Annotated in this window: 19 protein-coding genes; 5 read left to right on the top strand and 14 right to left on the bottom strand. The window is 38.9% G+C overall.

Annotated features, from left to right (window positions below; genetic code table 11):
• Positions 1–29: 29 nt before the first annotated feature.
• Together ACZZZK_RS12925 and ACZZZK_RS12920 are read right to left on the bottom strand one after the other, a co-directional pair.
• Entirely contained in the window at positions 30–1,817 is a 1,788-nt protein-coding gene (locus tag ACZZZK_RS12925; RefSeq protein ID WP_463484493.1) for an AsmA family protein, read from the bottom strand.
• A gap of 126 nt (positions 1,818–1,943) precedes the next feature.
• Positions 1,944–2,951: an IS110 family RNA-guided transposase gene (locus tag ACZZZK_RS12920; RefSeq protein WP_463483753.1), complete on the bottom strand. Its 1,008-nt coding sequence runs from the start codon at positions 2,949–2,951 to the stop codon at positions 1,944–1,946.
• A gap of 492 nt (positions 2,952–3,443) precedes the next feature.
• Between ACZZZK_RS12920 and ACZZZK_RS12915 the strand changes: the two genes are divergently transcribed.
• Positions 3,444–4,085, top strand: a complete 642-nt coding sequence (locus tag ACZZZK_RS12915) for a DUF47 domain-containing protein (RefSeq protein ID WP_010599217.1) — start codon at positions 3,444–3,446, stop codon at positions 4,083–4,085.
• 12 nt (positions 4,086–4,097) lie between these two features.
• Entirely contained in the window at positions 4,098–5,108 is a 1,011-nt protein-coding gene (locus ACZZZK_RS12910; RefSeq protein WP_056850681.1) for an inorganic phosphate transporter, read from the top strand.
• 650 nt (positions 5,109–5,758) lie between these two features.
• Here the strand turns inward: ACZZZK_RS12910 and ACZZZK_RS12905 are convergent.
• Both ACZZZK_RS12905 and ACZZZK_RS12900 read right to left on the bottom strand, forming a co-directional pair.
• Entirely contained in the window at positions 5,759–7,051 is a 1,293-nt protein-coding gene (locus ACZZZK_RS12905; protein ID WP_463484492.1) for a carboxypeptidase-like regulatory domain-containing protein, read from the bottom strand.
• The gene (locus tag ACZZZK_RS12900) at positions 7,044–7,622 is read right to left on the bottom strand and encodes an RNA polymerase sigma factor (protein WP_463484491.1); all 579 of its coding nucleotides are present in this window, start codon (positions 7,620–7,622) and stop codon (positions 7,044–7,046) included. The genes ACZZZK_RS12905 and ACZZZK_RS12900 overlap by 8 nt, the downstream gene beginning before the upstream one ends.
• A 515-nt stretch (positions 7,623–8,137) precedes the next feature.
• Here ACZZZK_RS12900 and ACZZZK_RS12895 point away from each other — a divergent pair.
• Positions 8,138–9,373 carry a DEAD/DEAH box helicase gene (locus ACZZZK_RS12895; protein ID WP_463484490.1) on the top strand — a complete coding sequence of 412 codons (1,236 nt, stop codon included), beginning with the start codon at positions 8,138–8,140 and terminating at the stop codon, positions 9,371–9,373.
• Positions 9,374–9,438: 65 nt separating this feature from the next.
• Positions 9,439–10,350 carry an AEC family transporter gene (locus tag ACZZZK_RS12890; protein ID WP_463484489.1) on the top strand — a complete coding sequence of 304 codons (912 nt, stop codon included), beginning with the start codon at positions 9,439–9,441 and terminating at the stop codon, positions 10,348–10,350.
• A gap of 184 nt (positions 10,351–10,534) precedes the next feature.
• On the opposite strand, the gene ACZZZK_RS12885 is transcribed toward ACZZZK_RS12890, so the two are convergent.
• The gene (locus ACZZZK_RS12885) at positions 10,535–11,962 is read right to left on the bottom strand and encodes an L-serine ammonia-lyase (protein ID WP_463484488.1); all 1,428 of its coding nucleotides are present in this window, start codon (positions 11,960–11,962) and stop codon (positions 10,535–10,537) included.
• A gap of 110 nt (positions 11,963–12,072) precedes the next feature.
• Here ACZZZK_RS12885 and ACZZZK_RS12880 point away from each other — a divergent pair, with 110 nt between their 5' ends.
• Positions 12,073–12,570: an RDD family protein gene (locus ACZZZK_RS12880; protein WP_463484487.1), complete on the top strand. Its 498-nt coding sequence runs from the start codon at positions 12,073–12,075 to the stop codon at positions 12,568–12,570.
• A gap of 3 nt (positions 12,571–12,573) precedes the next feature.
• Here the strand turns inward: ACZZZK_RS12880 and ACZZZK_RS12875 are convergent, their stop codons facing one another.
• From ACZZZK_RS12875 to ACZZZK_RS12835, 9 genes are all read right to left on the bottom strand, one after another.
• Entirely contained in the window at positions 12,574–13,233 is a 660-nt protein-coding gene (locus tag ACZZZK_RS12875) for an MgtC/SapB family protein (RefSeq protein ID WP_463484486.1), read from the bottom strand.
• 23 nt (positions 13,234–13,256) lie between these two features.
• Positions 13,257–14,279, bottom strand: coding sequence for a PorP/SprF family type IX secretion system membrane protein (locus ACZZZK_RS12870; protein WP_463484485.1), 1,023 nt, complete (start codon positions 14,277–14,279; stop codon positions 13,257–13,259).
• The gene (locus ACZZZK_RS12865) at positions 14,276–20,191 is read right to left on the bottom strand and encodes a PKD domain-containing protein (protein ID WP_463484484.1); all 5,916 of its coding nucleotides are present in this window, start codon (positions 20,189–20,191) and stop codon (positions 14,276–14,278) included. Before ACZZZK_RS12865 ends, ACZZZK_RS12870 begins: the two co-directional genes overlap by 4 nt.
• A 305-nt stretch (positions 20,192–20,496) precedes the next feature.
• Positions 20,497–22,131, bottom strand: coding sequence for a chaperonin GroEL (gene groL, locus ACZZZK_RS12860; protein WP_463484483.1), 1,635 nt, complete (start codon positions 22,129–22,131; stop codon positions 20,497–20,499).
• Positions 22,132–22,216: 85 nt separating this feature from the next.
• Positions 22,217–22,507, bottom strand: coding sequence for a co-chaperone GroES (locus ACZZZK_RS12855; protein ID WP_056850692.1), 291 nt, complete (start codon positions 22,505–22,507; stop codon positions 22,217–22,219).
• A gap of 229 nt (positions 22,508–22,736) precedes the next feature.
• The gene (locus tag ACZZZK_RS12850) at positions 22,737–23,570 is read right to left on the bottom strand and encodes a hypothetical protein (protein ID WP_463484482.1); all 834 of its coding nucleotides are present in this window, start codon (positions 23,568–23,570) and stop codon (positions 22,737–22,739) included.
• 188 nt (positions 23,571–23,758) lie between these two features.
• Positions 23,759–24,520 (bottom strand): DUF4197 domain-containing protein, encoded by a 762-nt coding sequence (locus ACZZZK_RS12845; RefSeq protein WP_463484481.1) that lies wholly within the window; start codon positions 24,518–24,520, stop codon positions 23,759–23,761.
• 179 nt (positions 24,521–24,699) lie between these two features.
• Positions 24,700–25,155, bottom strand: a complete 456-nt coding sequence (locus ACZZZK_RS12840) for an Hsp20/alpha crystallin family protein (RefSeq protein WP_463484480.1) — start codon at positions 25,153–25,155, stop codon at positions 24,700–24,702.
• 20 nt (positions 25,156–25,175) lie between these two features.
• Positions 25,176–25,559: a hypothetical protein gene (locus tag ACZZZK_RS12835; protein ID WP_463484479.1), complete on the bottom strand. Its 384-nt coding sequence runs from the start codon at positions 25,557–25,559 to the stop codon at positions 25,176–25,178.

Genomic DNA, 25,559 nt, shown 5'->3' with positions numbered 1-25,559 from the left:
ATTTATAATCGTATTGTAAAAAATGTTGCCTAATTTTTCTCCCTTCTGGCTTTCCGTGCTTCTTTTCTATCTGCTCTTTTCTGTTCTCTTATTTTCTTTGCGATTACTTTTTGCTGTTGAACAGGATTTTTTTCAGGCACAATACCTACACCAACAATATCTTTTATACCCACAAATAGGGTTTTCCACATCAAATTGAAAAACGATCCCGAATTGATTCTCGTTGTACTCATGTTAGCGGTTCGTGCAGGGTCGCCCTTACTTGGGTTCGCATCTTTAACTAAAATTGTGTTGGCGAGAAACGACAACAATCCTTTTTCTTTTGTGCCTTCGCCGTCAATATTATCAGAAAGTAACTTAACTTTTAAATTATTATACAACATGGTCATCGAGCCAGAGGCGGCTCGTAGGTTTCCATTTGCTTTAAATGTTATATTTTGGATATTTCCGCTTTCCACCTCAATTAAACCTAAGTTTTTTGATAATGAATTGAGATTTTTCAAATCGAATTTCCCCAGGCTACCGCTATAGCTGAATGCACCATTATCAGCGGTGAGATTGAAATCAATTTTTACATTCAATTTTCCTGTGCCCATTAACATGGTATTCAAATCGGCAATTGCATGATTTTTTTTAATCAAACGTAAACTATCATTGGTAATGTTGTATATATTTCCTTTCAACGATTTAAATTCAACTGAGCCGGTTTTTTTACTTGCAGGGTTATACTCTGAATACTTAACATTTACATCTCTTAGCTTTACAGTGTCGATAATAATTGGAATGTTTAGCCGCTTCAACGCCAGGTGCGGATAGTTTTTTCCTTTATCCAGGCCTGGTGGAGGTGGCGATTCTCTGCTCATAAATACAGCAACATTGGCGGGTCCGACTTTAATGGAATTTGCTTCGATTTTTTGATCGGTATTCAGTTTTATAAAGTCTATTCCGTTAAATTCTATGTTGCTAAAACTTAAATCATACCGATCCTTTTGGACCTTGTATTTTCTTGAAAACTCCAGTTCAGGATAAAGCGGCTTCAAAGTAAATCCTTTAATACTGAGTTTTTTTGATGAATAGGAGCCATTAATCGTATCAATTTTCATGGTGTACATCCTATCCTTTGTATTGGATTTATAGCCGGCAACCTGAAACGAAATATCTTTTGTATAATAAAATCTGGAAGTATCGTTTCCGGATAATGAATCTAAAAGAAAATCTTTTACCGTAACGTCGAGGTGTTTAACGCTGTTTTTCGTTTTGATAGAGGTGCTCTTGTTGATATAATCGAAATCGGCATCTATGATTTTAATAGATTTTATAGCTGCAGATTTAAAGAGTTTTGAAATTTGATCGTAAAGTGACTTTTGAACCTTACTGGTGTCTATTTTTTTCGGAACCTTATTAAAAGTTACATTGATGGATGGCCGATCGAGCAGGATTTCGTTAATGTTCAATCGTTTTTTGAAATATGCAGTCAAAATGCTTACCCTTGTGATTTGAAGTTTTTTAAGCTTTATTTCGAAAGTATGGGCTGGGGCTAATCTTTGTTGCTTTAAGGAATCGAAAACCGAAGAGTCTGCCTTAAGGGTTACATCGCGGAGTGCTAAACTCCCCGTAAACACGTTTAAATTAATACTTTTGAAATCTATTTTATAAAGATGGCTAGATCCATTATAAACCCCTTCTTTAATTTTTTCGGTTAAAATTGGCTTCCAGCGGGCACTAATAAACATTGCCCCAAAGGCTAAAATGAGGATTAATCCACCAGCAATACTACCTATCCAAATCCAAAGTTTGTTTCTGTTTTGAGCTGTCATTTTTTTGGTTTATCGCTATAGAACAGTTGATTCGTAGAAAGGTTTGTTTTGCTGCGTTTTGCGATTGCACCGACCCTAGGTAATAAACCCGTATTCTATGGTTTTTGCAAATAAATTTTAAAATATTTAGGCAGCATTATAAAGATCTTTCTTATAGGGTCTGTCTTTCAATACTGCTGCAAAAGCTCTGCTGACCAGTTTGTTTCTCAATACGTTTAGAACAGCTGAATGATGCTTTCCTTCTTGTATCTTTCTGTCATAATACCTTTTGAACTCATTATCCTTTTTGATTGTGTTGAGCGCACACATGGTAAGTAGTGTTTTTATTCTTTTATTTGCCAGGTGGCTAACCTTTGGTTTCCCCTTTAGTGTTGTTCCAGAGGTATTTCCGAAAGGGGCAATACCACAATAACAGGCAAACTTCCTGGGATCCTCGAACAGACTGAATCCTTGCGTAAGGACCACGATAAACATCGCTGTCTGAGGCCCTATACAGTATACGGAGTTGACCAGACGATATTGCTTTTCAAGTAGTTTGTCCGCTTTTACACATCTTATAAGTTCCGCTTCAATCATGTCAATTTTCTTGTCATATTCTTTGATCAGTGACTTCCTGATCTCCAATGTAAAATCCGCTGAATCTCCATCGAAAGCTTCCAGCTCTCCACTTGCGTTTTTTAATGCCGTCTGTTGCTTCACAAGCTGCTTTCTACAGCTCAATAAATGCTTTAGCTTGCTTATGGTTTTGCTCGGAAGTTTAAAAAGAACAGCTTTGCGCCTATGTAAAAAACCATAGTTGGCTATTTCGGCAGCATCTGCCTTATCAGATTTGCCACGTTTTAGACCAAGGGAGCGCTTAAGCCTCAGGGCGTTCTCAACCCAGAGATTTCCGCCCTGTCCGTCAAAATAGGTGCAGATAGGAAGTGTGTAGAGTCCGGTATCCTCTGCGCAAAAAAGCATCTCAGCAATCGAAAGGCCGGTAAGCTCCTGCATCCAGGCCACCATTTCCTTACAGCCTTCCTCATTGTTGCTAAAGGTGCCATGAAACTGCTCATCAGGATTTTCAGTAAGAAAAAACACTACATCTGTTTTCATTTTTGAAACATCGATGCCCGCAAATAATCTGTAATTCATAACTTTGGGTTGTTAAGTGGAAAAAACAAACCTTAATGTTGAATAAAACTAAATCCCTTAACGGTCCAGCGAAGACTAAAATTCTATATGGTTCTTGTTCAACAAACGGCAGTGCTCTGATACGGGTTTTAGGTCTTTAACCTAGATCGAGCCAAAGTGCAGCACTGCCGTTAAGGTTTTATTCAAATCTCAAATATTTCTAAGAATATTCAAACCTAAGGGATTGACGCGTAAATACTTTTTAATTGCAGTTATTTTGATGTTCCCATTGGTTTTGAACATTAAAAAGATTGTAGCACAAAGCGGGGCAGGTGTTACCGAAGATTCACACCCATTGCTTTACTAAATGATAACGAGCAACGTTTCGGCTAACATCATCACTTCTAATTGTTTAGAATAGGGCTTCAATAAGAAACAATTCCTTAATATAATTAGTGAATTAACATTAACTTAACATTGGGCTTGTAGCTTTGCAACATATTAGAAATTAACATGAACAATATTTTTAAGTTCTTTACGCCTCAAGACAGAAAATTTCATCCTCTTTTTGAGCAAGCTGGTAGCAACGCATTAAAAATTGCTGAAGCATTATTAGAGATGGTTAGCACTGCTGATGCTGAAAGCAGAAAAACAATTTTTAAGGAAATTGAACGCTTAGAGCATGTAGGAGACGATATTACGCATTCGATTTTTCTTGAATTGAGCAGGAACTTCATTACACCGTTTGATAGGGAAGATATTCACCAATTGGCCACAGCTGTTGATGACGTTGCCGATTATATTTACGGTACAGCCAACCGCATGCAAATGTATAACATGAATACGATTAGCGAGCCAATTGTTAAAATTGCAGAACTTTTAGTAGAAATGTGTACTGATATTGATAAAGCCATTAAAGAGTTACGCAGTTTCAAAAACATCCGTGTAATTGCTGATGCTTGTATCCGTATTAATAGCGGCGAAAACCAGGCAGATTATGTATTTACATTGGCGGTTGCCCGTTTATTTGAATACGAAACCAATGCAATTGAATTAATTAAACAAAAAGAGGTTTTACAAACGATAGAAAAAGCGACAGATAAGTGTGAGGATGTAGCAAATGTGCTTGAAACTATCTTAGTTAAAAACGCTTAATAATAAACAAACATGGTAACTACCTTATTGGTTGTTGTTGTAATTCTGGCTATTGCTTTCGATTACATTAACGGTTTTCACGATGCCGCTAATTCGATTGCAACAGTTGTTTCTACAAAAGTTCTTACGCCTTTTCAGGCGGTTTTATGGGCTGCACTTTTTAATTTCGCAGCTTACTTTTATTTTACCGATCATAAGGTTGCCAATACGGTTGCTAAAACGGTAATTGAAAATTATATTACATTAGAGGTAATTTTGGCCGGTTTAGTAGCTGCCATTATTTGGAATTTGCTAACCTGGTGGTACGGTATCCCTTCGAGTTCATCGCATACTTTAATCGGTGGTTTTGCTGGTGCTGGTATGACGCATGCTTTGCTTATCGGCGCTAGTCCGATGGATGCAGTGAACATGGGTTATGTAATTAAAATTGTATCCTTCATTGTACTTGCTCCAATAATTGGTTTGGTCATTTCAGTAGTATTAACCTTAATTATCATTAATATTTGTCGCTACGCTAAGCCTTCAACAGCAGAAAAGTGGTTTAAACGTTTGCAGTTATTATCATCCGCTGCTTTAAGTTTCTTTCATGGTGGTAACGATGCGCAAAAGGTAATGGGTATTATTGCTACTGCATTAATCGCTGCTAAAGTGATTCCTGATTTTGATTCTATGCCAGCTTGGGTTCCAATTGCTTGTTATTCGGCAATTTCATTGGGAACTATGAGTGGTGGTTGGAAAATTGTTAAAACAATGGGATCGAAAATCACCAAAGTTACAGCATTGGAAGGTGTTGCCGCTGAGGGTGCAGGTGCCATTACCTTGGGTATTACTGAGCACTTTGGTATCCCGGTTTCTACAACGCATACTATTACAGGTTCAATTGTAGGTGTAGGTGTTGTAAAAAGCGTTTCTGCAGTGCGTTGGGGTGTAACCATTAACCTGATTTGGGCTTGGGTGTTAACTATTCCGGTTTCAGCAACCTTAGCCGCTCTTATTTACGGAGCGATTTATTATTTCAAATAGTATTAAAAAGATATTTTGAAGAGACTAAAGCATTTGCTTTGGTCTTTTTTGTTTGATAGGCTTTTGTAGAGAGTTTGTGATCTAAGACGATAGGGGAGGCTTTTATATAAGTATCTACTTGTGAATTAGCTGTGAACCATATAGGGATATAGAACATATAGTATTTATGTCTTTCTATTTTTTTTCTATGTCTATCTGATTGAATACTCGGGAGTTGCTATGAACCATATAGGGATATAGAACATATAGTATTTATGGATTTCTATATTTTCTCTATGTCTATGTGGTTGAATAATCGGGAATCGCTATGAACCATATAGAGATATAGAGCATATAGTATTTATAGCTTTCTATATTTTCACTATTTCTATATTGTTAAAATAATTGCGATTCGTTATGAACCATATAGGTATATAAAACATATAGTATTTACAGCTTTCTATATTTTTTCTAAGTCTATATGATTGATAATTGGGAGTTGCTGAACCATATAGGGATATAGAACATATAGTATTTACGGTTTTCTATATTTTCTCTATGTCTATATGGTTGAATATTGCAATTTGCTATGAACCATATAGATTATAGGGCTTGTAAGATGATTTGTGATTTTCTATATTTTATTGGAATGAATAGACTCAATACCCGCATTAAAACCTTACACTCATTTCTACCATGTCGTTACCGTTCTTAGGTAAAACCCAGTCTGGTCCGGTTTGAATGAGGCGCTTTGCCTCGGTATCGGCTTTAGGGTTTAACGACTTAATAACTTTAACATTTGTCGGGCGACCGTTTTTCTTAACCTTAAAACTTACAATAACAAATTGTTCAGGACCTTTTGCGTTGTATAGTTTGTTATTGGTTTCTAAATATTGGCTATAATTAATTATCGATACAGGAACAGGTTTCGTGATTTCTGTTAATGTCTTGCCGTCGAGATTTTGCTCTGCTTTCAACATAATTTTTGGCGCAGGAATATTCTCCTTTCTACGACCATTTGAGCCCATTATGATAGCAATTTCATTAATTGATTTATCGCCCGTCATCGCATTTCTAATTGCATTAGGGTCGTTTACATTGGTAATTGGACGTTCTCTGAAACCAACAGCATTAATGATCAAATCTTTGTCTTTTGGAACACTGTCTGCCGGTAGTGCAAAATAACCTTTAGCATCTGTAGCTGTTACGTTCTTCGATCCTGCAAGCTTAACCACAGCACCTTCAACGGGTTTGCCATTACTTTGGTTGATTACGTTGCCACTAAAAACAACATGATTGGCACCCACATTTGGTGCCGCTGCAATGGCCACTTCGCTAGCAGCATAAGCCTGTTTGGCTTTGCTCAGTGCAGGTGCAACCTCTGTTTTTTCTCTAGCTGAAGCCATTACCGCTTTTTTCTGCTCGGCTATTAAAGCTGGCTCATCCTTAGCAAGATCTGGCGTTCTTTTAGTGTTTTTTGCTAAATCGCCTGTCTTAGCATCTACGGTTGCTTTATCAATTAAGGCTGATGTTGTATTGGTATTAATGGTATCGCTTTTGGCTGGTTTTGTAGTGGCAAGTGATGTTGTAGTATCTAAATTAACAATAATGCCGTTTTCTTTCCTGGCAGCAATTTCAGCATTTTTACGGCTGGTTTCACGCATAAAAAATAAAATGCTCACAGCAATAAAAGCTACAGTTGCTGTTGCTGCTATACTTAAACGATGTGTGGTTATGCCCCACATTTTACGTTTAGCCGGCTTCTCCGAAATCCGGTCGTAAAGTTGTTTCTGTAAAATAGATAGCGTTTGCTTGCGTTTTGGCGATTGTTTCAAGCCTTCCAAAGCTTCAGCTACGAATGGATCTTCCAATGCCTGGCGCTCTACAAAGTGCATCGCTTTAGCATCAAGTTTACCATCAAGGTAATTTTCCAAAACATCAATATCTAACCAATCGTTATTCACTACTATTTTTTTCTATACAAATCTTTAAATTCCGCTTACCATTTTGGATGTAGCTTTTCACCTTCAACATGTCGTAGCCTGTTAGATCAGAAACCTCCTTATAACATTTTTCCTGTAAGTAAAATAAATCTACGCTTTTCCGCTGTTCTTCGGGCAAGGTTTCCATGCACTTTTCCATTATGGTAAGCTGCGTTTCTTTTGTGTCGTCAATATCCAGATGCACAAATTCGCTGTTTTCCACAAAAGTATCATCAATAGATACATTATTTTGCTTCGAAGATTTCCTCAATGCCATTAAACAATGGTTTCGGGTGAGTACGTGAAGCCAGCTTTTAAAATTCTGTACTTCATGAATTTTAAGCTTCTTAACCAGCTCTTCGAAAATCTGCATCACGGCATCTTTGCTTAGCTCTTCATCTTTAAAATAGTTGAGGCAAACCCCGAAAACCAGGTGCATATATTTATTGTATAGCGTACCCAACGCATCTAAATCGCCAGTACTTTTATACTCAGCAATTAAATCTGCATCATCTTTCTGGTTAATACCAGCTATGTTTTTTATAAACTTCAAAAAATGGGTAGCTATTTAAATATCTTTCAAGTATAAAAAATATTTTTCAGTAAGGGCGCCAATAAGGTAAAATGCTTTTCAGTTTATAGTTCATCATCTTTTTTTGAAGCGCAAAGACAGAACTAATATTAAAGTTTGTTCCCGTTTTCCGCTTTTACGCCTGCTTGCAGTAGGCAGGCTTCCTTCGCTGCAGGGTAACCGCTTCAACCGGGGCTATTAATGAGAATTTGGTGCTTTTTTTAAAGTTTTCTGACCATGGTGTAACATTAGCGTTTCACCCTTAATGTAGTAACTAGTGTAATTAAACCAGACCGAAGCGACAGCCCCGAGCTTTTTGGCGAGGGCTACAGCAAAGGGCGGGACTGCTGTAGCCAAGAGCTTCAGAAACGTTCATTTTCAAATTAATTAAAGTATAAAAAAACAGACGACTTATTTTTTAAAAGTTCAAGCGGCATTGGCGTTTGCTATTCGTTTTAATTTGAGGTACTTTTGCTAAAATACATAAACACAACAGATTGAATTTTAACGACTTTAACTTTAACCCCGATTTACACGAAGGCCTAATGGCTATGGGGTATAAAAGCGCTACTCCAATACAACAACAAGCAATTCCGGTAATTTTAGCCGATCATGATCTGATTGCATGTGCGCAAACGGGTACCGGAAAAACGGCTAGTTATCTTTTACCGGTAATGGATAAAATTGCCCGTGCTAAAGACAGGCACAATAATACCCTCATTTTAGCGCCAACAAGAGAGCTTGCTCAACAAATAGATTTGCAGGTAGAAGCTTTGGCTTACTTTACCAACATCAGTTCGCTGGCGGTTTACGGTGGTGGCGATGGCATTGCCTATGAACAGCAAAAACGCTCCATGCGTGAAGGAGTAGATATTATTATTGCCACACCGGGCAGGTTAATGGCACACTTGTCATCAGGTTTGTTGAAATTGGAACATTTGCAGCATTTAATTTTAGATGAGGCAGATAGAATGCTTGATATGGGCTTTTATGATGATATTATGCGCATTGTAAGTTACTTGCCGAAGAAAAGACAAACACTTCTTTTTTCAGCCACCATGGCGCCGAAAATTAGAAAAATGGCAGGCAGCATCTTAAATGATCCTCAACAAATTACCATTTCTATTGCTAAACCAGCAGAAGGCATCGATCAGCAAGCTTATAACATTCACGATCAACAGAAGCAGGCTTTGTTAACCGATCTTTTTAAAGACGGCACTTACAAAAGCAGCATTATTTTCGCTTCAACCAAAGAGAAGGTTAAGGCTTTATACAAAGCATTTAAAGGTTTGGGCATTAAGGCAGCCGCTTTTCACTCTGATTTAACTCAAACGGAGCGGGAGGATATTTTGCTTGCTTTCAAAAACAGAAGGCTTCCAATTTTAATTGGTACCGATGTTTTATCTCGTGGTATCGATGTAGAAGGAATTGATTTGGTAATCAATTACGATGTTCCGGGCGATCCGGCCGATTACGTTCACCGAATTGGAAGAACTGCTCGTGCAGCTACAAAAGGTACTGCAATAACTTTAGTGAACGGTAGAGATAAGCGCAAATTTGATAATATCGAAAAACTAATTGAAAAAGAAGTTCCACGTATGCCTTTACCGGAACACATTTCAACAATGGATATTACGCATGTGGAAGAAAAGCGCCCACAACACCCAAGAAATAATGGGAAGAAAAAGGTTTGGCATAAGAAAAAGCCGAAGCCCAGTAATCCTGCAACATAAATATCAAGAACGCCATTTAGACAAAACTTTTTGGCGTTTTCTTTTATCTTATATTTGCGCTAATCATGGCAAATTTCATTCTAATCGGCTTGTGTATTATTGCAGGTATTCTTTTTAGAAAAAGTAAATCACTCCCTAAAGATGCACATAAAGGCATTAATGCATGGATTATCTATATTGCATTGCCGGCAGTTTCTTTCAAGTACCTTCCGCACATCGTGTGGACAAAAGATTTGCTATTTCCTGCACTGGCACCAATTTGTGTCTGGCTTATTGGATGGGTGTTTATCACCTTTTACGCAAAAATTACCCATGCAAGCCGGGCAACTTCTGGTGGCTTAAAACTGGTGAGTTCGTTAAGTAATACTTCATTTATTGGCTTTCCGTTAATTATTGCCTACTTCAGCGAAAAGGAATTGGCAATTGCTATTATTTGCGATCAGATTACTTTTACTTTATTATCCACCATTGGGATTATTGTTGCCATTCGTTCTTCTCAGCAACAAAAACTAAGTGCAAAACTTGTGCTCAAGAATGTGCTCACGTTTCCGCCATTGATCGGTTGTATTCTGGCATTAATTTTACCCCATTATTTAGATTTATCATCATTGGATATTCTATTCAATAAACTAGCCGGAACTGTTGGTCCGCTAGCGTTATTTTCCATTGGCCTTCAGCTGAAATTTGGTGGTTGGTTTAGCGAAATAAAACACATCAGCTTCGCGTTGCTATATAAGTTAATATTGGCGCCGCTTGTTGTTTTAGTTATTGCTTTGCTATTGGGAATGAGCGGGATGATAGCAAAAATAACGATCTTCGAAATGGCCATGCCAACCTTACTAACCGCCGGCGTGGTGGCAGATCAATATAATCTGAATCCCAAAGTTTCTAATTTGGTGGTGGGTATAGGGATATTGCTGTCGTTTATTACCACGGGTATTTGGTGGCTGGCGCTTCACTATTCAGGCTTGGTTTAGGTAATTGCAAACAAGTAAGGTTTTTTTTGCCATATAAGGTATGTAAGAAAATATAAGTGGATGCAGAGGTTTTAACCCCAAGACTTAAATCACAAGTTTATTTTGCGGTACTTTATATCCCTTTCTTAAAGGAGAGAGAAAGCACAAAAATAACCCAAACCTCTAACTTTGACAAGGTGAGGTTTTAACACTCGGGCAAACTAATTGGAATATTGGTAGCCAGGCCACCATCTGATGTTTCTTTGTATTTGGCGTTCATATCAAGAGCAGTTTCCCACATGGTATTTACAACGGCATCTAAACTTACTTTTGCCTTATCAGGATTACTTTGTAGGGCCAGCTGACTTGCTGTAATGGCCTTAATTGCACCCATTGTGTTTCTTTCAATGCAAGGAATTTGAACCAATCCACCGATTGGGTCGCAGGTTAAGCCCAAATGATGTTCCATCGCAATTTCTGCGGCCATCAAAACCTGCCTTTGCGAACCACCTAAACATTCTGTAAGTGCTGCTGCTGCCATTGCCGATGAAACCCCAATTTCTGCCTGACAACCACCCATCGCTGCGGAAATGGTAGCGCCTTTCTTGAAAATGCTTCCTATTTCAGATGCGCAGGCAATGAATTGCATAATTTTCTCTTCCGAGTAACCGTCGCAAAAGGTGATGAAATATTGTAAAACTGCCGGAATAACGCCAGCTGCACCATTTGTTGGTGCAGTTACTACTCGTCCGAATGATGCGTTCTCCTCGTTTACCGCCAAAGCAAAGCAACTTACCCAATCTAATATATAATTGAAACCGTTACCTCCCTTTTTAATGGCTTCTAGCCAGGAGTTATAGTCGGTATATTCGGCTTTGCCAATTAATCGTTTGTTCAATGGGAATGCTCTTCGGGCAACATCCAATCCGCCAGGTAAAAAACCCGTAGTGTGGCAGCCACGATAAATACAATCTCTCATTACCGCAAAATGCTGAAGAATGCCCGCTTTGGTAGCCGCTTCTGGTCGCCAGGCCAGTTCATTTTCCATTACAATTTCACTTACTTTTAGTCCGGTTGATAAACACCAGTGTAAAAGTTCTTTCGCTTTTTCTACAGGAAAGGGTAAATCGACTTGTGGTTTTTTACTATTGTCTTCACCCTCTTTTACTACAAACCCCCCACCAATGGAATAGTAGGTCTCGGAAAAAGCTTTGCCATTTTTTAAAAAAGCCTGGAAGGTAACCGCGTTGGGGTGAAAGGGGAGGCTTTCTGCAATGAGAAACAATAGATCATTGTTGTAATCAAAATCAATTATGGCTTGGCCAGCAAGATTAAGTTTTTTTTCTTTCTGGATAGTTTCAAAGGTTGGCGTAACGGCATCGACATCAAAAGTTACTGGATCTGCACCTGTTAAGCCTAGCAAAATGGCAACATCAGTTCCATGACCTTTGCCAGTTTTGGCAAGAGAGCCATAAAGCAATATTTTTACCATTTCTACATCAGCAAGTAAACCGTGTTGTGTTAGCGATGCCGTAAACTGTTGGGCAGCTCTCCACGGGCCAAGTGTATGCGAACTCGATGGGCCAATGCCTATTTTAAAAATATCGAAAACTGAAATCTGTTCCTTAATCATGAAGATAGTTAGTTATACAAAGCTATGATTTGTTTTTAGAACTTTTGATGCTAATTTTTTGATGCAGAGTCAAAATTACTTATCTTGTAATATAAAATTAATGCCCTCCAATGAACTTTACTCCTCAAAATCCGTATGACCAGGTAGATTACCGCTATTGTCGAGCTTCATCTGGCTTAAGGTTGGCCAATTATCTTATTGATACCATTGTGATTTATTTACTATTGATTATTCTCGGGATAATTATCGCATTCATCGATCCTAAAATTATCGACCATTTGGATAACGGAATTATTAGCCGCATAGTTGGTATGGTATTTTATGGTGTAATGATGGCATTTACTGAAGCCATGTTAAATGGTAAATCAATTGGTAAGTACATCACAAAGACAAGGGCAGTAAATTTGGATGGAACAGATATTACTTTTGAAAAAGCATTTACCAGAAACCTGATAAGGGTAATTCCATTTGATGCGTTAAGTGCACTAGGAACTCCATCAACGCCTTGGCATGATGCATGGTCTGATACGATGGTTGTCGAGGAAAGAAAAGTAGCGTTACAACAGGAAAGCGTAAGCCTATTCAACTCAGTTAAAGCGTTGGAATAAACCCTAAAAATCGAACTCAATAATATCTTTATCCTTTAACATTTGCTCTACAAATTTCCGGTGGTTTTTTGGCGTGCCAGTGGCTGTCCAGTTCCCGGTGATGATATTATTTGCTAACTGATGTTTTCCACGTTGTGGCTTGAGTTTGTTTTCTCTAAAAACTTCCTCATAACTCTCCAAATCACCTTGGGTATGTTGCTTTTTAACGATGCGATAAATTCTTTTCGTAAACCTGCGGTCGCCAATTTCTTCTAAAAAGGGAAAAATAATTAAAGCCAACAGTACAACACCTGTTACGCCGATGGCCTGTTCATAATACCCGCCACCAATAGCCATCCCAATGGCGGCTACGATCCAGATAATACAAGCGGTAGTTAATCCTTTAACTCTGTTTTCTTCCTTAAAAATTACGCCAGCACCTAGAAAACCAATACCGGTAACAATATTAGAGGCAATTCTGTCCTGACTTGTTGGTCCGATTTTAACGGATAATATGGTGAATAGCGTGGCACCTAAGCCGATCATCATCATGGTTTTTAAACCTGCAGATTTACTTCTGTATTCGCGTTCTGCACCAATTAAGCCACATAACAAAGTGGCCAATAAAAATTTATTAACCTCACTTTGCGTAATGAAATGGCTATTATCTAAAATCTCGTTCATCGCTTTGAATTAACAAAGCCAAATTAATAAAAATCGTAACATCTTAAGCCATTCGCCCGCCCACCATTTGAACTATTTTGAAAATACTTTTCGTAACCTAAACCAATTTCTGATGTTCCACTGGTGTTGGAATAATTAATTTTCGAAGAAGTAGCATCGTGACTAATACCAACCCTAAATTTTTCACCATTGGTTCTTCGATTAAAAATGTCAAAGATTACTGATAATACAATCGCATCGTTTCCTCCGGCATTGCTTCCACCACGGTACCAAATTCCAGCATTTATGCCAGCATATTTGTATTGCATCCCTGCGCTATACGAAGTGATATTTTGCTGCTTGTAAACCACGATGGAAGGAATAAGATAACTTCCATCACGATCGTATTGATCGGGAATTAGCGTGAGTTTATAACTCATATTTCCTGAAATGCGCATGGGCAATTTAGCCTGAAAGCCAGATAGAGATTCATCGGGGCGATTGATGTGGTGAGCTGCTACACCAAGCATAAATTTACCGTAAACCAGATTAGTTCCTGCGTTGGCATCAAGATAAAAGCGGCTATCAATACTTGGCCTTTCAGCACCAGAAATACTACCCGGTATGTAGCCCGTTCCAATACCAATCTGATCGCCAAAAACCAATTTGTCCCAATTTAATTTTTGGTTGGTTATTCCGGCTTGCAAGCCAAAAGAAAGTGCAAAATCATCGCCATTTATGATATATGAATAACTGGCTGCGATATTGTTTTTAACCAAATAGGCAGTTCCTTCTGTACTTCTGTTAAAAATTATGCCCACACCACTATTTATCCTTTCCAGGTTTAAATCGCCCGAAGCGCTCATGTAAGAATAATCGCTGGCCAATCCCGACCATTGATTTCTGTACAACGCATTAAACCGAATATCGCCTTCAAACTGCCCAGTGAGTGCAGGGTTGAGGTAAATTGGCGAATTATAAAACTGTGAATAAATATGATCTTGAGCCATCATCAAGATCGGCAACAACAAAGCAAGCATCAATAATAGTATCTTTCTCTCCATCATCTTATTAAATATATTACGCCTGTTTTCCGTGGCGGTGCTGAATCATAAGTCATCCCTTTCCAGTCACTTCCATTTATAAATTTCACCTCTATTTTCCAATAATAAACGCCCTGTGGTTGGTCTTGCCCTTTAAAGGTACCGTCCCATCCTTCTGCTGGCGCACCATCATCCAATTTTGTGGTTTCCCAGATCAGTTGCCCCCATTTATTAAACACGCTCATTTTCCAGTCTTGAATCCCCTGGCCCTTTGCCCTGAAAGTTTTAATTTCGTTTTTGGCGCTTGCAGGCATAAATGAATTGGGTAAATTTAAGTTTCCTGGTACGCCGATAATTCTAACCGATTGAGTGATCGTAGCCGGACAACCTTCTTTATTTAAAACTTTTAGCGTAACGGGATACACCCCTTCATTTGCATAAGTGTGAGTTGGATTTTGTAGTGTTGATCTTGATCCATCTCCAAAAAGCCATTCCCAACTAACCGCGTCGTTGCTAACATCTTTAAAGCCGAAAGTGTAGTTTGGAATGGATAATTCATTGCCAGGGCTAACAGTAAATGCGGCCACAGGTGGATTTGCTGTTGTGATATATCCCGGAATGCTGACTGTATTGTTACATCCCAAAATATTTGTTGCGGTAAGGGTTATGGTAAAGCTTTTGCCCGAACCGGTAAAAGTATGTGTTGGTTCAACATTGGTTGAAGTAGTGCCATCGCCAAAATCCCAAACATAACCAATGGCATCCTGACTATTGTTTTTAAACTTTACCACTACACCATCGCATCCAGTAGTTTTGTCTGCCGTGAAACTTACTGTAGGTTGTTCTAAAACTTCAATCTCCTCTGTGGTTGAGGCATCGGAACATCCATTGGAAGCGTAAAGTGTTATCTTGTATTTGCCTGGTTTGGTAAAAGTATGCGAAACTACCTCTGGAGCAGAATGGGTAATGGCTGTGCTTCCATCGGCAAAGTCGTAAACAAATGTACTTGCCCCTTTTGTATTGTTGTAAAAATCTACCTTAAATGGTGCACAACCCCTAAGTTGGTTGCTGTTGACAACCAATTCCGGAACAATAGAATTTGGCGAAACCCGGATAGTGTATTGAGATTCAGTTGAACCACATTCATTTGTAGCAAGCATTTTTACTACGTAATCTTTAACTACAAGAGTGTTGTAAGTGTGAGAAACACTGGCTTTGTCGGTAGTAGTAACCGTTTCTCCATCACCAAAATCATAAGTATAACTGGTAGAATTGCCGGGTGATGTATTGCTAAAAGTTACTTTGAATGGCGAGCAGCCGGCTGTTTTATCTGGTGAAAATATAGAAACTGGTTTGGCTTTTACTAAAACTTCAGCAGTTTTGGTGGTTGTGCCGCAAGGTGTAGTAGCAGTGAGTGTAATAATGTAAGTAAGGTCTTTTCCTGTTGGGTCAGCCTGATAGGTTACCGCTGCGGGTTGTGGCAAATCTGAAGTTGTTCCATTCCCGAAATCCCATTTGAAAGTAGCTGCAGTTAGTGACGTAGAGGTATTGGTAAACGTGACGTTCAACGGCCCACAGCCGCTTGTTGTATTCTGTGTAAACGCTGCAGTAACATCTTGCCGGGTGGTAAACGTATGTGTAATCTCATCGTTATTACAACCATTACTACTGGTTACCGCAAGTTTAATAATTACGCTTTCATTTTGATTGAGGATGGTATAATCAGGAAAAGTTGCGCCTGTGCCAATTTCTACTCCGTTTGCAAACCAGGTGTAAGTAGCATTTCGATCGGGATACAAAACAGCTGACACATTTGTACTTGTAAGTTTAAACGGAGCGCAACCTTTGTCTTCATTAAAAGTAATTTCTGCTTTCGCAGGAAGATTTACAGTGAGTTTTATTGAGTTACTCATGTTAATCGAGCACGAACCGCTGGTCACTTTACGGCGGTAGTAAATGGTTACCGTTGGCGATGGTGGTGTAAAATTTGACGTATTTGCCCCAATTACATCGCTCCAAACTGTTCCATTTAAACTTGACTGCCACTGATAACTAAAATTACCATCTCCGCCCGTTGGCGTAGATCCAGTTAATGGAGCTGCTGCTGAACCTATACACAGTTGTTGATCTGCAGAAATGGTGTTGTTTGCCAGATCTGGCAATACATTTATTTCTACTACATTACTTACCGAAGTGCAGATGGTACTGTTAACCAATCTTCTGTAAAATAATGAAGCGGCCGGACTAACCGTCAAATCCTTATCAATTGACGAAGGAATATTTACCCAGGTGCTTCCATCAGTACTGCTTTGCCATTGATAATTGAAACTTCCTGAACCACCTGTTGGAACATTGCCTAGAATAGTAACCTGCTGACCAGAACAAATTGATGTCGCGGCGCTATTAATGTTATTCGAAATAGGGGAGAAGTAAGTTATTGTTACCTCCGATGAGGATGGCGGACAGCCAGTAAATCCGGTAATTGTCCATTTAAACTTGTAAACTTCTCCGGGAATTAAGCCAGTTACATTTGTGTTAAATAAAGTAGGATCAGCTATTGTTACTCCTGTTTGATTGGAACTGAGTGTCCACAAGCCATTATTCGGGGCTGGATTATTTCCATTTAAAGTTACTCCATTTCCACTACATAAATTTTGATCGATACCTGCATTGGCGGTAACTGTTAAAGGATTAACGGTAATGGTAGAAACCGATGAAATGGCTTCGGCACAACTTCCACTTTTAACAATCGCCCGGTATCGTGTTGTTATGCCCAAATTAGAATAAACCAACGGATTTGCAGTGGAATTTATCACCGACCAGTTTTGGCCATTATCAATAGAGCGTTCCCATCTGATGATGCTGCCAACCTGCCCAGATAGCGTAATATCTCCTCCATTAGTACCCGCACACAAAGTATTGCTGCCAGAAGTGGTCCCGCCAATACTTTCCGGGCTTACAGTAATTTGCACCTCATCACTTGTTGTCGAACAAGCACTATCACTTATTGTCCACTTTAAAGCATAAGTATTGCCAGCCTGCAAGCCAGAGAGTTCGGTGTTGTGTTTGGTGTCATCAGCAAAAGAAACTGTAGTAGGGGCAGATACAATTGTCCATTTACCTGAACCAACCAAAGCTTCATTAGCTTGAAGCGTATAGGTGTTTACATTACAAAGGGCTGCATCTGCACCGGCATTTGGCAATGTTGCACTCGGGTTAACGGTAATGGTAATTGTGGTTGGTGCACCGGCACAATTACCTGCCGAAACTGGGGTTATGGTATAAGTTACTGTTGCAGGCGTTGAGCCTGAATTAGTTAAAATATCATTAATTGCGGTGCTCGATGATGCAACACTTTGATTGGTATTCCCTGTAATTTCTCCACTAATCACGCTGTTGTAAATGTATTTTACGTTGGTCATTACCGATGATAAACTTATAGCTGCACTGGTTTTATTGCAGATATTAAGGTTTGAAGCGGTTGCGGTTACCAAAGGACTTGGATTTACCGTTACTTTAAATGTAAAGGGAGTACCAAAACAGCCGTCCAAAGTTGGAGTAATTACATAGGTAACAATCGCATCAGTGGTCAAATCGGTATTGGTTAAAACATCATCTATCTTTCCACTTCCGCTTGCTGCAAAGCCTGTTGCATTTGCGCTACCAGTTGCCGTCCAGTTAAAAACGGTTCCAGCAGCAGCCGAAGTCGGGGTATAATCCACATTTTTGCCTGTACAAATTACTTTGGTTGCTGCACTTGTGATATCAATATTCGGTTTAATCGTGAGCACTACATCATCATCAATTTGATTACATGGAGCGGCCAAAGCGGTTGTTACTCTCAGGCGCAAGGTCACGCTGCCGCTATTTTTTTCGGCAGCCGTTGGCGTATATACTGCGTTCAAAGCATTTCTGTTTGGCGTGAAAAAACCATTTCCACCAATCCAGGATTGAGAAGTTGTGGATCCGGTGATCGTTCCTGCCAAGGGAAAAGAAGGTTCGTTGTAACAAATACTTTGATCGGTACCTGCATTGATTACCGGAGCAGTAGAAAAAGTAATTTTTTGAGTTTTGGTGATGGTACCACAATTATTTTTCTGAGTTACGCTAATGGTATATTCATCGTAATTATCAAATTTAATAGATGGATACTTGGTATTTGCCGTAGTTCCGTTTGCAAAACTATATGTTCCGGCACCGGTAGCGGTTACCGTCCAGGTATACGTATCAGCTTCATCGATCAGTGTTCCATCAATCAAGGTTTTTGTGGGCCCAACGGTTGTCGGGTTAAAATCGTAAGTGGCGAGGTTACAAAGGGTAATGTTTGGAGATAAAGTAACAATTGGCGATTTATTAACCACAACGGTTTGCGGTGTAGATGAAACCAAACCACAAGATGGTGTTGTAATGTTTAGGGTAATGGTATAAACGCCGGCAGTATTGAACAAAAATTCTGGCTCTTTACTTTGTGCATTTGTGCCACTAATAAAGTTTGCCGCTGGCGATATTACCCAGGAGTAAGAATTGGCTGCATTACAGATCTGATCGATGACCGATTTATCAGTAACTTTTATCGATCCACCTGCACATATTGTTTTATTAGCTAGAATAAAATCTGGTTTCGGAGGATCCTGAATACAGATAATTTTTTCTACAACCTCAGCCTGGCAAGCACCCGAACTGTTCGACTCCAGTCTGATCTTGTGTTCACCATGTGTTAAGAATTTATATACAAGATCATACGAACGAGGTTTGTTTGCCTCCACCGGAACTCCATCAACATACCAGTTATAAGTGACTACATTTTCTGTACAGCCGGAGGAGTTGGTATTCGGATTTTCTCCCGCGGTTGAGGTATTGATAAAAGTGATATTGGTGTTGGTACAGCCAGGATTGGTGAAAGTGAAATTATTTACAGGCTGAGCTACAACCTTTGCCGATGAAGAAACTGGTGTTCCCAAATCGCCACAAAATACGTTCGAGACTTTTATGGTTACATCAAAAGCATTGAAAATAGTACCAGCGCTTGATACAGAAGTGCTTCCACAAGATGAGCGGAGATAATTATGTTTTACCTTACCCTGCAATGCGGCAATATCGCAGAAAGTGTAAACAGATGTCGAGTTATCACCCCAGGTGATGGTGTATTTGTCGCCCGGAAAATTGTTTTGAATTCCACCAGGCGAGGTGTAATCTACGCTAAACTCTAAAGCGCCCAAAGGCAAACAAACGATGTTATTGCCAGAATTACCAAAGGCCGTAACCGTTTTGTTATTGATTAGGAAATATGCTTTGGTGGCCACGGTTCCATCTGGATTTACCGCCTTAGTTAATATGGTGTAGTGCGCCTGGTCGGCAGTAAACTGTTGCAGCTTTGTGGTGAAATTTAATGGCGATACATTGCCGGTTAGCTCATTGGTAATAGTTGCTGTAACTACAGAAGCGGCAGTAGATTCATTTGAAATAATAAATGGATTATTAGGTCGGCTGGTGCAGGTGCCAAACGTTTCGGTATTGTTTGGGTTGAGATAGTTTGAGATTAACTTCGCTTCAGTGGCTGCTCCGGCTTTTATTTCGAAAACTGTTGATTCGGCACTAGTAATAGCAGGATTGGTAGACTTAACCCTCAATTTATAATTTGTTCCCGGAAGGATTCCTGTTGTGGGGATTATACCATTTACATAGGTGCTGTAAAAAGCAGTATAGCTGCCAATTAATTTTTCGGTTCCGAAATTTCCATTTTCATCAGATAGGTAAAGCTGAAAAACATTGTTTTGCCCAAAGCAATCTGCGGGCAATTTAAATGTTGCAGCAATAGTACTTCCAGGCGTATATGGTCCTGGATTTACTGGCCCAATAGTGATTTGAGCAAATGTTATTTTAGTAATAAATAATAACCCTAAAATAAGGGCATACAAAAGCCATTTCCTTTTCAAACAGGTCTACATTAAGAAATCTCTAACACGGGGGAATGATTTAGTTGCGGTAATCAGTGTCTGGCCTGATTGTCTTACTTACATTTGTGTAATAAGTAATGCTACGCTTTCATAAATATTCAAGTACAAATAAGGTAAATTCTAAGTTACACTCACAAATATTTACACCAAACAGCTTCGGAAGAGTGATTTATGGAAGTAAAAATGCCTTTTTTGATATCATGAGGGCATAAAAAAACCCTCAAGGTATGAAAACCTTGAGGGCATATTTTTACACGAAAACTTTTCGTGATATGGGTTTATGATTACATCATGCCACCCATGCCACCACCACCCATAGGAGGCATTGGAGCACCACCTTCTTCAGGTTCGTCTGCCAATACAACTTCGGTTGTTAATAGCATTGCTGCGATTGATGCTGCATTTTCTAATGCTACACGAGAAACTTTAGTTGGATCGATAACACCAGCACCAATTAAGTTTTCATAAACATCAGTACGGGCATTGTAACCAAAATCGCCTGTACCTTCTTTAACTTTTTGTACAACAATAGAACCTTCTATACCTGCATTTTCGCAAATCTGACGTAATGGCTCCTCGATAGCACGACGGATGATCTGGATTCCAGTGTTTTCATCTTCGTTAGCACCTTTTAAATCTGCCAAAGAAGCAACTGCACGAATGAAAGCAACACCACCACCTGCAACAATACCTTCTTCTACAGCCGCACGGGTTGCATGTAAAGCATCATCAACACGGTCTTTTTTCTCCTTCATTTCTACTTCACTTGCAGCACCAACGTAAAGAACAGCAACACCGCCAGCTAGTTTAGCTAAACGCTCTTGTAATTTTTCTTTATCGTAATCTGATGTAGTGGTCTCAATTTGAGCTTTAATCTGGCTTACGCGAGATTTAATATCTTCAGAGTTACCAGCACCGTTAATCACAGTAGTGTTGTCTTTATCCACTACCACTTTTTCAGCAGAACCTAAGTAAGTTAAATCAGCATTTTCTAATTTGTAACCTCTTTCTTCTGAAACAACAATACCGCCAGTTAAAATTGCGATGTCTTCTAACATTGCTTTTCTTCTATCGCCAAAACCTGGAGCTTTAACTGCTACAACTTTTAACGAACCACGGATTTTGTTTACTACCAAAGTAGCTAAAGCTTCACCATCTAAATCCTCAGAAATGATCACCAACGGTTTACCAGTTTGAACAGTTTTTTCTAAAACAGGCAACAATTCTTTCATGTTGCTGATTTTTTTGTCGTAGATTAAAATGTAAGGATTATCTAATTCAGCTTCCATTTTATCTGCATTGGTAACAAAGTATGGAGATAAATAACCTCTATCAAACTGCATACCTTCCACTGTTTTAACTTCAGTTTCAGTACCTTTTGCTTCTTCAACAGTAATTACACCATCTTTACCAACTTTGCCCATTGCCTCAGCAATTAGAGCGCCGATCACCTCATCATTATTAGCTGAGATAGATGCAACTTGTTTAATTTTGTTATTGTCTTCACCAACAGTTTGAGATTGCTCTCTTAAGTTAGCTACAACAGCAGCAACAGCTTTATCAATACCACGTTTCAAATCCATTGGATTTGCACCAGCAGCAACGTTTTTAATACCAGTAGTAATAATTGCCTGAGCTAAAACAGTAGCAGTAGTTGTTCCATCACCAGCAATATCAGCTGTTTTAGAGGCTACTTCTTTAACCATTTGAGCGCCCATGTTTTCAACCGCATCTTTCAATTCGATTTCTTTAGCAACTGTAACACCATCTTTAGTGATCGCTGGAGAACCGAATTTTTTATCGATAATTACGTTACGTCCTTTCGGGCCTAACGTCACTTTTACTGCATTCGCTAGAATATCAACGCCTCTTTTCAGGGCATCACGAGCTTCTACGTTATATTTTACTTGTTTTGACATTTTGATTTAAGATTTTAGAATTACGATTTACGATCTATTAAATCGCATTTACTTATGACTTTTAACTTTCTACTTTTAACTTAAATTACCCTACTACAGCGTAGATATCAGTTTCACGCATAATCAGATAGTCTTTACCTTCGTAAGGAAGTTCAGTACCGCCGTATTTACCATAAATAACAACATCTCCAACTTTTACGGTTGCTTTTTTACCTTCAGCATCTTCTTCAGAAACAGATACTACAGTTCCTTTAGATGGTTTTTCTTTAGCGGTATCAGGGATATACAAACCCGATGCAGTTTTCTCTTCTGCGGCAGCTGGTTCTACAATTACTCTGTTCGAACTGCCAGCAATTGGTTTAAGGTTTAACGCCATAACTTTTTATTATTTTTTATTTTGATTTGAGTTTTTTAACTAAGCATACAATTAACACTTTTTATGCCAAGTGGCTTTGAGGGACAAATTTTCACTCGTCCTGTCAAAATATAAACAAATTGAGAATATTTGGTGTCAGCTTGGCAGGGAGGAAGAATACCAGTCACGTTCAAAATGTTTTATAAGCTGCATCTAGCCGCGGTCTGCTATACGCTTAAATTAAGAAAATCTATTTCAAAGCTCCTGTCGGATTCGAACCCTTATCTACTATAGTTTTGATGTTTCCTTTCAAATCCGAAACGTAAATTTTGCTTTGGGTATAGGGCTTTTCGCTACCGCTATAAAAAATCCGGTCATCTGCAGTTACGAAAATATAGGGAACATTAAGTCCTTTTGGCGAAAGTCGCTCAATTTTTTTGCTGGCAATATCCAGGATGTAAGCCGCTTCGCTTGGTCCCGTTAGGCCATCGAGAGCGTCTGAGTTTCCTGCGTTGAAAATGAGTTTTGTGCCATCTTCAGAATAAAAGAAGTGATTGCTGCTGGCGATCATAAAATCCTTTCCAATCAAATCCGCAATCACTCTGGATTCGACTAATTTTCCAGCAATATTAAACGTATAAAGGTTTTTTAAATCATGTGCCACCATCTCCTTTTCATTTTTCCATGTTGGCGAATAAACGTTTATTGCTGAAGCGCTATCCAACATCACATAACCCGTATTATCTGCTTTAATTACGCCAACCTTCCAAAGGTTTTTACCATCAAAAATGTTAAAGGCAATTGCATTTCCATTCGGAGACCACATGGCTTGGTAATAATTGTTACTATTTACATGTAACTGCAGCTGACTTTTGTTTTCTAAATCGGCAACCCAAATCGTCCGGTTGCCTGTTGTGTCATTCACCGTGTAGGCTAGCTTGTTCCCATCTGGCGAAATAGCTGGGTCCATAGCGCCTCCGAAGGAGATTTGTTTCATCGTATCAATACTTGTGGCCACAATTTTTTCTCCATCCTGGTAAGCCAAAGCGAAATTTTTACTGCTTAAAGAAATGCTATCCAACATTGCTGTTGATTTTGACGCTTCATTTTTATTTGAGTTGCATGACGCAAAAATAGCTAGACAAAAGATAGTAACGGCTGCAAAACGCGATTTGAATGTTATCATGTACAATTTTACGAATTGTTTTAAATAAAGCAGGCCCGAGTTTTTTCAAAACCCGGGCCTGCTGCCTTTTATGATTTTATTTAGACTTAAATCTTCTTTTTATCAGCGTATCCAAATACCTTTTGTAGTAAAGTTGTGCTACGTGAGCTTAAATTACCTCTTATTTTAAGTTCTTCTTTTGCAACTTCAATGAATAAACCGTCAATCGCTTTTTGTGTAACGTATTCTGTGAGGTTTGTATTTACCGGTTTTACTAAAGGAAGTCGGTTATATTGCGAAGTTAAATCAGAATAGTATTTAGTCGCATTAACCTTGTTTAAGCTCGTGGTAACTATCGGACTAAATTTTTGCATCAATTGTGCCGTGGTTACCCGTTTGAAATAAGTGGTCGCCGCGTCGTTGTTTCCTAATAAAATATTAGTGGCATCTGCCAATGTCATTTGTTTTATAGCCGATATAAAAATTGGTTTTGCTTCAGTAGCCGCATCTTCAGCAGCACGATTTAAACTGGTGATTACGTTATCACAAAGTTTGTTCAGGCCAATCCCACGCAAGGTTTTCTCTACCTTTTGTGCTTCGGGAGGCATTAGAATTTTTACCGCTAAATTTCCTAAGAAACCATCTTTCACCGATAATCTATCGGCACCCGCAGAAACCCCAATTTGCAAAGCTTCTTTAATCCCCTGGCCAATCTCGAACGTACTCGGAGTACCCGTTGCGCTTGTTGTGTTTGCTTGTTTTTCGGTAATTTTTTTAAAAATGTCGCTTAACTTAACCTGTGCTTTGGCGTTAAAATTGGAAAATAATATTAATGCGAGGGATGCAGTTAAAATATTGATTCTGTTCATCGTGTGTGTTTGGCTTTTTAAAGCAAAATGGCTGCCACAAATTTTAGCAACTTAATTGTTGCGAAGATAAAGGTTTGATACAAGCAAAGTTGTTAAAATTATGGAGGCGAAAAATCCTTAAAAAAATAAACCCCAATTGTAAAAACAATCAGGGTTTTCGAAATTATAATAGACGAAACTTAGTTTACTGCGATATCTTTTGCAGGCACATTCGTTTCGGGATTTTTAGGCAGAATAATTGTCAAAATGCCATCGGCATATTTCGCTGTGATCTGATCGACAATGGCTTTGCCATTTAAAGCAAATGCTCTTTCAAAAGCACCATTTCTAAATTCTCTTCTGCTGAATTTTTTTTCGCTTTCTGCCGGTTCTTCTTTCGGGGTGTAAGAAATGGTTAAAACATCGTCTTTGGTTACTACTTTCAGGTATTCTTTTTCCAAGGCAGGAGCAAAAACGTGGATAGTGAACTTATCATCAGTTTCTTCAATGTTCGCCGGTACACGTCGGATACCGTTCCCAAACATTTCGTGTGCATGGTGGGCAAACCTTCCATGGTGGTGTCTGCCAAATCTTGCGTGTCTTGTTCCGCAGTTGTTATTCATTTTGCCGGTGTGGCATCTATTTTCGTTGTACATGTTATTAAAATTAATTGTGATTAGTTCGAGATCATTTGCTGGGTTCTCGAAATACCCAGTAATTGTGTAATGATGTTGGCATAAGGATAGGATGAAGAAAAAACGGCGTAATCGAATTTTAGTCCGCGTATCTGCACCACGATGTCATCAATAAATTTCATTGGCTCAAGCAATGCACTTATCAAACCCGATTTAGGTTTTTCATCTTCCGAATTTGGTCTGAATGTATTTAACTCCTCATTATAGGCTTTAAAATCTGCTCCAATATTTTCAATTGGCGACTTAAATTCCTGATTACCGAAAAAAGTAACTTTTTCTCCCTTGGTAATCAACTCGCTTGCAAAACCAAGAATAGGATTGACATCATTTTGCGAAGGACTGCTTAAAACTAAAACCTGCGACAT

Source organism: Pedobacter sp. AC163, from assembly GCF_979258665.1.
The sequence above is the reverse complement of the archived record's forward strand: the minus strand, read 5'-3'. Positions and strand labels throughout refer to the sequence as shown.